Genomic DNA, 12,366 nt, shown 5'->3' with positions numbered 1-12,366 from the left:
TAACCTTCCCTTTTAGTCTCTCATTCAAAGCAAAAATACCGCTCTCAAAGCACTATAAGCTATGACATTTACCGTTAAATTAGGCTAATATTCACACCTCAAATATTATAGATGTCATTCAGGTGTATTTAGGAAACGTATCATGGCTGAACAACTAGAGTTTGAACTCACTCATCAAACCCTCCAAGAAGTAAGCGAAGCCATTGAAGATGGTCGCTTTGTCCATGTTCGTCGTCAACTACAAGACATGGAACCTGAAGATATTGCGCACCTTTTAGAAGCCTCCCCGCACAAAAGCCGTGACGTACTCTGGCAACTAACTGATCCTGAAGATTACGGTGAGATCCTTGATGAGCTTTCTGAAGATATCAAAGATAGCATCGTCTCAAAAATGGCCCCAGAGAAACTGGCCGAAGCTACCGAAGGCATGGATACCGATGATGTCGCCTATGTCTTACGTAGTTTACCTGATGACGTTTCGCGTGAAGTCCTTGATCAAATGGACTCTGAGGATCGTGAACGTGTCGAAACCGCCTTATCCTATTCCGAGGATAGCGCTGGTGGGTTAATGAACACCGACGTTATTACTATTCGTAGTGATGTCGATGTTGACGTTGTCTTGCGTTATTTACGCATGAAAGGGGAACTACCAGAAGCTACCGATGCTTTGTATGTGATTGATAGTGAAAGTAAGTTAATTGGTCATTTATCTCTGACCTCACTCATCACATCTCAAATCGATACCCCTATAACCGAATTGATGGAAGATGCCGATGAAGCTATTTCGGTTTATACCAGTGCAACAGATGTCGCTAGCTTATTTGAACGTCGTGATTGGGTATCGGCTCCGGTGGTTAACGAAGATGGTCAGTTGGTCGGTCGTATCACTATCGATGACGTGGTCGATGTTATCCGTGAAGATGCCGAGCACTCAATGATGAGTATGGCAGGTCTAGATGATGACGAAGATACCTTTGCACCAGTCGTTAAATCAGTACGTCGTCGTAGTATTTGGCTAGGAGCCAATGTATTAGCGGCACTGGCTGCCGCTTCCGTATCCAACATGTTTGAAGGCACCTTGGCACAAATGGCCTCAGTTGCTGTATTAATGACCATAGTACCTTCTATGGGCGGAGTTGCCGGTAACCAAACGGTAGCACTAGTTATTCGCGGCTTAGCATTAGGCCACATTGGTAATACCAACCAACGATCATTATTATTCAAAGAAGCAGCCATTGGCTTCCTCAATGGTGTGTTATGGGCCTGTATTATTGGCGGTATTGTAATGTTTTGGAAAGGTAGCGTAGTGCTTGGCACCATCATGGCCGTTGCAATGCTCGCCAACTTACTGGCCGCCGGTATTGCAGGGGTAAGTATTCCAATCTTACTGAAGAAAATGAATATCGACCCAGCACTCGCTGGCGGAATGGCACTTACCACCGTTACCGATATGGTGGGGTTATCCGCTTTCTTAGGTCTTGCGACTTTGATGATTAAGATGAATATGATTTAGAAAAGAAAGTGACGAGATCCGAGAACGCTTCGCTTCGAGAGGCGAGTTAAGAGCAAAAGCTAAGCTCACCACTCGAAGTGAAAAACCACTTTACCACGCAACTCGCGTCAATTATTCCCCCGCAACCTTCATCGAATCAATCAAAATCGACCCTGTCTGAATTTGCGAACGAGTTTCCACATCCGTGCCTACTGCTGAAATATTGTTGAACATATCTTTCAAGTTACCGGCAATGGTGATTTCGGAAACTGGGTACTGAATGACACCATTTTCTACCCAGAAACCTGCTGCGCCACGTGAGTAGTCACCGGTGACCATATTAACGCCTTGTCCCATCAATTCGGTCACGATAAGCCCAGTGCCCATGTCTTTAACGAGTTGACCAAAGTCTTGTCCGGTTGATTCAACAAACCAGTTATGGATACCACCAGCATGGCCGGTTGGAGTCATGCCCATCTTACGTGCGGCATAGCTAGTTAATAGGTAGGTAGATAACACGCCATCACTAATGATTTGGGCATCTTTGGTGTAGACACCTTCACTATCAAATGCACCAGATGCTAAGCCGCGAAGCACATGCGGTTTTTCAGCGACATTAAACCAGCTCGGTAAAATTTGAGTATCCAAACGGTCAAGTAAGAAAGAGGATTTACGGTAAAGATTCCCACCGCTGATCGCCATCACTAGGTGACCGAGTAAACCGGTTGCTACATCGGCTTGGAATAGAATAGGAAACTGGCCGGTTTTCACTTGGCGTGCATCTAATCGGTCGATGGTTTTCTTAGCCGCTTGCAAGCCTACACTTTCTGGCGTCCATAGATCATCTTTATGACGAGCAATGGTATAGCTGTAATCACGCTCCATTTCACCGGTTTTACCTGCACCAATCACGCTACAGCTCAAGCTATGACGGCTCGATGCATTACTCACTAGCAAGCCATGACTGTTGCCGTACACTTTAATACCGTAATGGCTATCATAACTTGCGCCATCACTTTGCTTGATCTTGTCGCTGTATTCTAAGGCGGCTTGCTCAGCACGAATTGCCATTTCAGAGGCATAATCGGGGTTTGGTTCATCAGGATGGAACAGATCCAAATCAGGGATCTCTTTAACCATTAATTCTTTTGGTGCTGGTCCTGCGTAAGGATCAGCGGAAGTAAACTTAGCAATATCTAACGCAGCGGCTACGGCTTTTTGAATCGCATGATCACTCAAATCAGAGGTTGAAGCACTGCCTTTACACTGACCACGGTAAACGGTAATACCTAATGCACCGTCACTATTAAACTCAACATTTTCAACTTCACAAGCGTGAGTCGTGACGCTAATACCAGTGGTTTTTGTGATCGCAACTTCGACCGCATCGGCGCTGACTTTCGCAGTCTCCAACGCTTTTGCGACGGCGGCTTCCAATTCAATTTTTTGCTGTGCGATTTGCTGTTTTGCGTCCATATCCACTCTTATCTAATTTATTTCACTATTATTACCTCTAGGATAACAAGAATTTCGCTTTCTCCCCATAATTCTTGCTAAAATAGCCCAATAAGATTCTCATATTAAGAGTAAGTAGAGATTATGGCTCGTAAAAACCAAAAAGCACCTTGGGAAGAAGAAGAGGAAATCATCTGGGTAAGTAAAACCGAGATGAAAGAAGATATGGAAGCCCTACAAAAATTGGGCGAAGAGTTAGTCGGTTTGAAACCGTCTTCCTTGGATAAATTTCCATTAGATGATGATCTACGTGAAGCTATCGCTAATGCGCAACGCTTTAAAAACGAAGCCAAGCGCCGCCAATTACAATACATTGGTAAGCTAATGCGCCAAGTGGATCCTGAACCGATCCAAGCAGAATTAGATAAGCTACGTAATAAGCACTCACAAGCGACTGCTGAACTACACAAGCTGGAAGAAATGCGTGATCGTATTATTACTGAAATCGATCCTGCGATTGAAGAGGTCATGGAGCAACACCCAGAAGCGGATCGTCAACGCTTACGCCAACTAGCACGCCAAGCGCAAAAAGAAAAAGGCGGCAATAAGCCACCGAAAGCGTCGAGAGAGATTTTTCAGATCTTGAAGGTGTTGAAAGAGCTTTAAAAGATAAAAGAAAGTTGCGAGTAGCGAGTGCGCTTCGCTTCGAGAACCGAGTAAAGACAAAAAAGCAGTTCTGAAATCTCAGACTGCTTTTTTTGATCTTGTTTCTGTATACCGGAGACAAGTACGATCTTTACACGCTACTCACAACACGTCACCCGCAACCATGCCTTTAGCTCCCGATCGCAACATCCTCGAATCTCGATAAATCCCAAAGCACCGATCGAGCAACGAGCTACGAGAAACGCAGTGTCCGAGACTCGAAAACACACCGTGATGCGAAATTCGTCCCGCAACCGCCCCTAGAAACTAGGAACGCTTTTTCTTTTCCTCTACTGCGTCCCACCCACCGTAATCGAATCTAACTTCAAGCTCGGCTGGCCAACACCTACTGGTACGCTTTGACCTGCTTTACCACACACGCCTACGCCTTTATCAATCGATAGATCATTACCTACCATTGAAACTTGCTGCATCGCTTCAATACCTGAACCAACTAATGTTGCGCCTTTAACTGGTCGGGTAATTTTACCATCTTCAATTAAGTAAGCTTCTGAGGCTGAGAATACAAACTTGCCAGAAGTGATATCGACTTGACCACCACCAAAGTTAGGAGCATAAAGCCCTTTCTTGATCGTAGAAATGATTTCTTCTGGAGTATGCTCACCTGGCAACATGTAGGTATTAGTCATTCGTGGCATAGGTAAATGAGCATAAGATTCACGACGTCCGTTACCGGTTGGTGCGACGCCCATTAAACCTGCATTATGCTTATCTTGCATGTAACCTTTTAATACGCCATTTTCAATCAGAGTATTGTATTGACCTTCAACACCTTCATCATCGATATTCAATGAACCGCGTAGATCTTTCAAAGTGCCATCATCGACGATAGTACATAAGTCTGAAGTAACTTTTTGACCCAACTTGCCAGAGAATACCGAGGACTCTTTACGGTTAAAGTCACCTTCTAAACCATGACCTACCGCTTCGTGCAGGAGTACGCCCGGCCAACCTGAACCTAACACTACAGGCATAGTACCGGCTGGCGCTTCATCGGCTTCTAGGTTAACCAATGCTTGACGAATTGCTTCATCGGCAAAGTGAATCGCTTGAGTTTTACCATCTGCCATTGTTTGCATAAAAGCTTGATAGCCGTAACGACCACCGCCACCTGCACTACCACGTTCACGACGCTCACCACGTTGGGCTAATACCGAAATAGATAAACGTACTAATGGACGAACATCACCAGCGTAAGTGCCATCGGTTGCTGCAACCAGCACTTGCTCATACACGCCACTAATACTTACCGACACTTCTTGAATTAATGGCTCTTTGCTACGGATGTAGGCATCAATTTGCTTTAACAGCTCAATTTTTTGCTGTTTATCTAGGGTTTCCAGTGGGTTAACCGCTTGATAAGTTTGTGGCGTTACTCTGCGAGTAAAGGCTTTTACTTGGGTATTTTGGCCTTGTTGAGCAATACCACGCGCCGCAACCGCACTTTGTTGTAAACCATTAATATCGATTTGATCAGAATAAGCAAATCCCGTTTTCTCGCCGGCAATCGCTCGGATACCGACACCACGGTCAATATTAAACGAGCCATCTTTAATGATGCTGTCTTCTAATACTAATGACTCATGCCAGCTAGACTGAAAGTAAATATCCGCATAATCAATATGACGAGTGGCAATGCTCGCTAATGTTTTTTGAATATCGTTATCGGTTAATCCCGACGGCGCTAATAATTCGCTTTCTACCTTAGTAAGTGTCATAGGTGCTCTATTGTTTGGGTTTTAATTGACGGACAAATCGAGCGTGTTGCATCACGGGCATGCGTTGTCGAATGTCTTGGTTGATCTTAGTATCAATGGTAACGGTTATATAGCCTGCTGTCTCGGGTAAACATTCAACTATCTGCCCCCATGGATTAATCACCATCGAGTGTCCCCAAGTTTGACGACCACAAGGGTGAGTGCCAGTTTGCCCAACTGCAACAATCCAACATTGAGTTTCAATGGCACGCGCTCGCAATAACGGCTCCCAATGAGCGTTACCGGTGACATAAGTGAAAGCGGCAGGAACCACAATCACATCAGAACCTTGCCTAACGAGTTGCTGAAATAATTCAGGAAAACGCAGATCATAGCAAATGGATAACCCTAAGTTAGCAAAAGGAGTTTTCGTAACAACCACTCGCTCACCAGCTAAAAAGGTTTCCGACTCACGATAGCGTTGATGACCATCACTGACATCCACATCAAACATGTGCAACTTATCGTAATCCGCTTGTAGTTCACCCTCAGAGGAAAACACCAGACAAGTGGTTTTGACATCATCACCAACTCGAATAGGAAAGGAGCCGACCACCAGCCAAACGCCATAATCATTGGCTAATTTGGCTAGAGCCGATTGTAACGGCCCTTTAGCTAAAGCTTCTGCATGTTGATGGTAGTCTTCTCTGTGACCAAAAATAATCGCATTTTCTGGCAAGATAACCCAATCAACTTGCTGGTCTTGCATTGCTTGTAGCTGCTGTTCAACAAATACCAAATTATCTTGAGGATCTGGCCCCGAGGTCATTTGAATTAGTGCGACTTTAGACATATCCACACTCCTTGTAAAATTTAGTTCTACCAGACTATTTAGACGATTTATCCAACTGATATTCACCACGACTACGAGAAATTTCTTTTACTTCTGGTGCATCCAATGGACCTTTCACCGAGTACTGGACCTTAGTAAATACATCAACAACGGGTGACAACACTTTGGTAATAGCAAAAATTGCCACTGCCGTTTGAGGTGCAACCGCAAAAGCTGCCACCAAAGGCACACTCGAAGTTAAGTCTGGAATAAAGGTGACTTCCGCATCCACTAAACGAGTATTCAGATCCGCTTGTCCTTTTAGCATTAAGTCCCCAGCAGAACCATCCATTTCAAGATCGTTAGTGACAAAGATCCCGCGCTTAATATCACCGCTACCTTTGATGGAATCAAACGTCATACCGTCATCAAACACGCCAGTAAAATCTAGCTGCATCTTACGAACGATGGAATCTAAGCTAAACAGTCCCAACAAACGAGCTGCACCATTGACATCGGTGATCACACCATCTTTAAACTCAGTTTTTAAATGTCCATTTAATGTATCGGTTTTCACCGACCAAGGCGCACCATCCCAATTTGCAGCCATTGAAAGATCAAAGGACGCTTTTTGAATACCGGAGTTAATCCCAAAACGAGCCATTACCTCAGAGTTATTCTTACCGGTTAAGCTCAAATCAAAATTAGAATGACTCTTCTCACCAGATAATTGCCACCAGCCTTTTGCCTGCAAGTGGTTTGAACCGGTTTTAAAATCCAAATTTTTCCAAACCAGCTTATCTTTATCGCGCTGCAACTGCATATCAACCGTACCAACTTTATAACCTTGCAGCCATAAGTCGCCAATTTTCAATGATAGATTCGGCATATATTGATGGAACTGACGATCAAATTCGCTAATCAAAGGTTCATCTTCAGCTTTACCTGAAATTAGTTGCGCATCTTGATTTTCTTTCTTGTTATCCCACTCAGGAATAAAAATATGTACTGATTTTAGATCTAGGCTTAAATCTTTTTTATTGCGGTAATGACCACTACCGACAATTTCACTACTCGATAAATTAAGCTGCCAATCTTGCGGTTTATGGATCGCATCTAGCTTCACCTGATGCCAATCTAAATCGCCCAACACCAAAGTTTTCGTTTTAATATTAATCACTTCAGGTACAGGTATCGCTGGCATATCAATGCTTGTAGCTTGAGCTTGCTGGCTATTGGCTTTCTGTAGGCTAACTTTATCACCATTGGTAGTCGACGAACTTTTAGCGGAATGTTCAGTAACACGTAATCCTGCCTCAGCTGGTTTAATGTTTAATGTTGGATCTTTATTCACCACAAAATCAAACCACTCATCAGCATTGAATTTATTAGTATTGATCGACAAATAATGACCACCAATAGGACTAACCTTAAACTCTCCCCGTCCGACAATTATGTTAGTCGCACTTAACACGGGCGTTTTAGGACGAATATCAATATCAGCTTGATACTTCACATTAGGGAGCGATATTCTCGCATTCACTGTTTCTTGGTTACCGGCAGCTTGCAGACGACCTCGGCCTTTAATACCTAAAGCTTTACCGAGTGGTGCGGGGTATTGACTGGTTAAAAACTCTAAATCGGCATTGCCATCAACCTGATAAGTAAAGCCAATATCACTCAAATGCAAATCAACGCCTAAATTCCACGGCGCATTCCCAGCTAAAGGCTTCAGCCACGTCGAGTCCACTTGTTTCTTCAACTCAGGAATATCGATATCACCTACCACATCAATTTTCACCGCATAGCCCTGACCTTGGGTATGGCTATTAAAATCCAACGCAATAGGTTGATTTAGCAAGTTAGCTTTTAAGCCTGAACCAATCACAACATCATTTTTAAACTCAATTTTTCCGTTTGCTTTTTCAAGTTGAATCGACGGAGTTTGTATCGTAATCGGATTCTCTTTTAATTGCGCAAAACCACTGACATCCGGATCACTACCATCAAATGGTATATTTAAGCTAAGCTCGGCATCGACTGGCCCTGAAACTTGTACCGCCGTTAGAGCTGCGCCAACCGAATCCACTAGAGGGCTGGAAGTCATATAGTCACGAACCGCTTCGCCATCCGCTTGTGCTTTAGCATTGATTTTAATGTGTCCGTTGGAATTTAAATTTGGAATAACACCGTCAATATGGCTCACATGTACATCCATCAATGTCGCGGAATCAGAGCTTAAATACATGCTAGCATTTTCAAACAACAAATCGAGTTGTAACTCAGTAATCGCCGGCCATGCTGTATCAAAGCTGAAACGTGCATTTTGTAGTGGCACTCTCGCTTGGAAAATTCCTTTATGATGAAGATAAGGGAAATCGTTTAGCGAGCCATACCAAAGAATTTGAGCTGTTTTAGCAGTACCGCTTTGAATTGCAGTAGAAAGGTAGTCAGTTAGATCACGCCCCAGTGCTAAAGTTGGTAGGTAACGCCATGTTTCACCAGCTTTTTTAACATCAGCTTCAACATACAAGGATAAAAATGGCGATTGCTCATCAGGGAAATCTAGTTCAAATTCACCAATCGCAGATAAATCTGAATTCGACACTTCAATTTTATCCGCCCAAAGCTTCCAACCAGTTTGATACTTTTGCCATACCAGATTGAGCTTACTTTGCTCGATGTTAAGAGGCGCTTGGAACACATCGCCATAAGGCACCACATCATCTTGCAATGTCGCCTTAATCGAAGCGTTATTGGCATCCCCCGTCACAGTTGCAGAAAGTTTATTAATACCAGGTAATAACCCCCACTGCTTCATTGCCACTTTATTTAGTGAAGCAGAATACGTCAGCTTGTTTATGTGCTTAGGAATATTGACGCGTATATCTTCAATCGAACCGGCGGGGTGTAATTTATCCAGCCATTCCATTGAGCCATTTTGGCTTTTCAATATGCCCAGCAAAGGAGTCAAGTTTTCAATATCTAAACGAGATAAATTCAACACTTGATGATCAGGTTGCCAATCCAACGCAAATTGAAATTGTGGCCACTTGCCATCATTAGTTTTTATTAAAAAATTAGAACCTAAGATTGTCCAACCGTCAGCGCTCGGTTTAAGGTTTACCACACCATGCTCAATATCGAGTTGATGTTTATTTTTTTTATTATGCCAAATTAAATGAGAGGGCTTCAACTCAACTAACGCATCGGTTGGTTCACCTTGTTTTAGCGTTAACCATGAATTGAGGCTGACTCGACCAGAATCAATAGTGGTTGACTCTTTAACGTACTGCGGCATCCATGGAGTCACACGAATATTTTCTGCTGAAACAAAAAACTGTCCATCGAGGTAACGTAAGCTCCCTTGCTCACTAAAGTTAGCGATCACAGAAACTTTGTTTAGATTGGCACCAGCAATACTGACGACACCTTCAGCTCGGTGCTGATTATCATTATTTTCCCAACGTAAGCGCTCGATATCGACTAAACGAATTTCACCATTAAGCGCAAGATATTGAATACTAGAATCAACTAAAGAAAATTCACCAAGTTGGCGTAAAAATATATTCTGTATACCTTTTAGTGATTTATTTGAACCATCAGACTGTGGAGCTGCCTTTTTATTTTTTTCAGGAATTAAAGGCCAACGACTAAGATCAGCACGCAGTCCTTCAATTTTGATATCCGCTAATTTAAGTTGAAGATGAATTAAGGATTGAATCAAGTCGACTTCAGCATCAGCACGATCAATCGTCACAATCGGAATTTGCTCACCGGGCAAAAAGACTTGCACATGCTTTAGTGCTAATGCCGGCGTAATATTTCCCCAGTAACCGCGAATTGATTCAAATTGAACCTCAACACCAGTGGATTTCAATACTTGAGCTTCAATCTCATCACGATAATGATCAAGACTAGGAAGAAACAGACGCAGTAAAGTAACACTAATCGCCCATACCACCGCAATTGTTAATATTGTCCATAATAAAGTCCGCCACAGGCGATTAGGCAAGGTCACTCTCTTCTCCGCTACATCATCACAACGTCAAACTGCTCTTGAATATACAAAGGTTCAGCATGAATTTTAACTTCTTTTCCAATAAATACTTCGAGTTCACCTAGTGCATGTGATTCTTCACCTTGCAAGGCTTCCGCAACTGCAACTGCGGCATACACAACAAATTTGTCAGCATCATAAGCACGGTTTACTCGAGTCACTTCTCTCAAAATTTCATAACAGACGGTTTCAACGGTTTTCACCGAACCGCGACCTTTACAAGTAGGGCAACCAGAACATAGAACATGTTCAATACTTTCTCGGGTTCGCTTGCGAGTCATTTCAACCAAACCAAGCTGAGTAAAGCCATTAATATTGGTTTTCACTCGGTCTTTCGATAGTGCCAATTCCAATGATTGAATAACACGACGACGATGTTCATCTTCAAGCATATCGATAAAATCGATAATAATAATGCCGCCAAGGTTACGTAGACGAAGCTGACGAGCTATCGCTTGAGTCGCTTCAATATTGGTATTGAAGATGGTCTCTTCTAAATTACGCCGACCGACAAAAGCTCCGGTATTAATATCTACCGTCGTCATCGCTTCCGTCTGATCGATAATCAAATAGCCACCCGATTTCAATTCTACTTTACGATCTAATGAACGCTGGACTTCATTCTCAGTGTCGTACATATCAAAAATCGGTTTATCGCCATGATACAGCTCTAGTTTGTCGGTTAAATTAGGCACAAACTCGGCGGTAAATTCCAACAAAGTTTCATAGGCTAAACGTGAGTCGACCTGAATACGGCTGATCTCTGTGCCAACAAAATCACGTAAAATACGCTGCGCTAAACCGATCTCACCATACAGCATCGACTTGGTTTTATATTTACTACGTCGTTCATTGATCTTATTCCACAAACGTTTTAGAAAAGCGGCATCTTGCGCTAACTCTTCACTATCGGCCCCTTCTGCAGCGGTTCGGATAATAAAGCCACCGTTCTCATCACAATAAGGTAATACGGTTTCTTTTAGACGGTTACGTTCTGCTTCATCATCAATACGTTGTGATACCCCAACATGAGCGGCTCCCGGCATAAAGACCAAATACCGAGAAGGCAAAGTAATATCTGTGGTTAATCGCGCTCCTTTAGTACCGAGTGGGTCTTTAACCACCTGCACTACTAAATCTTGGCCTTGACGAACCAATTCGGCGATATCTCTTACTTGGAATTGCTTCTTTTCATTTTCTGCCACACATTCAGTGTGAGGAACAATATCTGAGGCATGTAAAAAGGCCGCTTTATCTAAACCGATATCTACGAAAGCCGCTTGCATACCTGGTAATACTCGACTGACTTTGCCTTTATAAATATTGCCAACAATACCGCGGCGTGATTCACGTTCAATGTGGACTTCTTGCAATAGCCCCCCTTCAATCATCGCGACTCGAGTTTCACTAGGGGTGACGTTGATCAGTAATTCTGCACTCATGATTGTGCCTCATAAATTTTGGGTCGCTAAAAAGGAATTAGTTAAGATAAATTCTAAAGATATTGCTTCAATAGCTCATCGGTCTCATATAAAGGTAGCCCCATTACAGCATGAAAACTGCCATCAATACGAGAAACAAAACGGCCACCAATACCCTGAATGCCATAACCACCCGCTTTATCGCACGGTTCGCCAGTTTGCCAATAGGTTTCAATGTCTTGTTCAGTTAGAGACTTAAACCATACATCAGTTATCACTACTTTAGTGTGATACTCAGTAGAAGTTGCGACAGTCACAGAAGTCATTACTTGATGTTGTCGATTGGATAACGCCTGCAACATGCGTAAACAGTCAGCATAATCGTTTGGTTTTTCGAGAACGTGATCATCGACAATCACGATTGTATCGGCCCCTAAAACAGGCAGTTCTGATGCTTCTGACATCGATGAAATCAATTTAACACCCGCTTGGGCTTTTTCACGAGAAAGGCGTTTTACATAATCGACGGGAGATTCGCTAGGCTGTTTTTGTTCTTCAATATTAGGCACCACAATATTGAATTGGTAACCAAGTTGAGTGAGAAGTTCTTTACGTCGCGGAGAGCCTGAAGCCAGGTAAAAATTAGGATGCTGTGAATCAGAAGAATTAGACATGCGGCCTCG

The 12,366-nt window shown here is 43.1% G+C and carries 8 protein-coding genes; 2 read left to right on the top strand and 6 right to left on the bottom strand.

Annotation, left to right across the window (positions count from 1 at the left end):
- Window positions 1-142 precede the first annotated feature (142 nt).
- The gene (gene mgtE, locus ACE3G9_RS03440; protein ID WP_449218485.1) at window positions 143-1,513 is read left to right on the top strand and encodes a magnesium transporter; all 1,371 of its coding nucleotides are present in this window, start codon (window positions 143-145) and stop codon (window positions 1,511-1,513) included.
- Window positions 1,514-1,624: 111 nt separating this feature from the next.
- On the opposite strand, the gene pmbA is transcribed toward mgtE, so the two are convergent.
- Window positions 1,625-2,968 carry a metalloprotease PmbA gene (gene pmbA, locus ACE3G9_RS03435; protein WP_449218484.1) on the bottom strand — a complete coding sequence of 448 codons (1,344 nt, stop codon included), beginning with the start codon at window positions 2,966-2,968 and terminating at the stop codon, window positions 1,625-1,627.
- A gap of 123 nt (window positions 2,969-3,091) precedes the next feature.
- Between pmbA and yjgA the strand changes: the two genes are divergently transcribed.
- On the top strand, window positions 3,092-3,613 hold the full coding sequence (gene yjgA, locus ACE3G9_RS03430) for a ribosome biogenesis factor YjgA (RefSeq protein WP_417880079.1): 522 nt from the start codon (window positions 3,092-3,094) through the stop codon (window positions 3,611-3,613).
- Window positions 3,614-3,942: 329 nt separating this feature from the next.
- Here yjgA and tldD read toward each other — a convergent pair whose 3' ends face one another.
- From tldD to ACE3G9_RS03405, 5 genes are read right to left on the bottom strand one after another with little or no spacing between them, the layout of a single operon-like run.
- Window positions 3,943-5,391 carry a metalloprotease TldD gene (gene tldD, locus ACE3G9_RS03425; RefSeq protein WP_449218483.1) on the bottom strand — a complete coding sequence of 483 codons (1,449 nt, stop codon included), beginning with the start codon at window positions 5,389-5,391 and terminating at the stop codon, window positions 3,943-3,945.
- Between the two features lie 7 nt (window positions 5,392-5,398).
- The gene (locus ACE3G9_RS03420; RefSeq protein WP_449218482.1) at window positions 5,399-6,223 is read right to left on the bottom strand and encodes a carbon-nitrogen hydrolase family protein; all 825 of its coding nucleotides are present in this window, start codon (window positions 6,221-6,223) and stop codon (window positions 5,399-5,401) included.
- A 34-nt stretch (window positions 6,224-6,257) separates the two neighbouring features.
- On the bottom strand, window positions 6,258-10,223 hold the full coding sequence (locus ACE3G9_RS03415) for a YhdP family protein (RefSeq protein WP_449218481.1): 3,966 nt from the start codon (window positions 10,221-10,223) through the stop codon (window positions 6,258-6,260).
- Window positions 10,224-10,234: 11 nt separating this feature from the next.
- Window positions 10,235-11,704 (bottom strand): ribonuclease G, encoded by a 1,470-nt coding sequence (rng, locus tag ACE3G9_RS03410; RefSeq protein ID WP_417880075.1) that lies wholly within the window; start codon window positions 11,702-11,704, stop codon window positions 10,235-10,237.
- A gap of 53 nt (window positions 11,705-11,757) precedes the next feature.
- The gene (locus ACE3G9_RS03405) at window positions 11,758-12,357 is read right to left on the bottom strand and encodes a Maf family protein (RefSeq protein WP_417880074.1); all 600 of its coding nucleotides are present in this window, start codon (window positions 12,355-12,357) and stop codon (window positions 11,758-11,760) included.
- Window positions 12,358-12,366: the final 9 nt, after the last annotated feature.

The organism is Vibrio sp. E150_018, from assembly GCF_053544035.1.
The sequence above is the reverse complement of the archived record's forward strand: the minus strand, read 5'-3'. Positions and strand labels throughout refer to the sequence as shown.

Bases quoted from the DNA above. Each gene is read 5' to 3' on its own strand.
- mgtE (WP_449218485.1), top strand. From the start codon at position 143: ATGGCTGAACAACTAGAGTTTGAACTCACTCATCAAACCCTCCAAGAA.
- pmbA (WP_449218484.1), bottom strand. From the start codon at position 2,968: ATGGACGCAAAACAGCAAATCGCACAGCAAAAAATTGAATTGGAAGCC.
- yjgA (WP_417880079.1), top strand. From the start codon at position 3,092: ATGGCTCGTAAAAACCAAAAAGCACCTTGGGAAGAAGAAGAGGAAATC.
- tldD (WP_449218483.1), bottom strand. From the start codon at position 5,391: ATGACACTTACTAAGGTAGAAAGCGAATTATTAGCGCCGTCGGGATTA.
- ACE3G9_RS03420 (WP_449218482.1), bottom strand. From the start codon at position 6,223: ATGTCTAAAGTCGCACTAATTCAAATGACCTCGGGGCCAGATCCTCAA.
- rng (WP_417880075.1), bottom strand. From the start codon at position 11,704: ATGAGTGCAGAATTACTGATCAACGTCACCCCTAGTGAAACTCGAGTC.
- ACE3G9_RS03405 (WP_417880074.1), bottom strand. From the start codon at position 12,357: ATGTCTAATTCTTCTGATTCACAGCATCCTAATTTTTACCTGGCTTCA.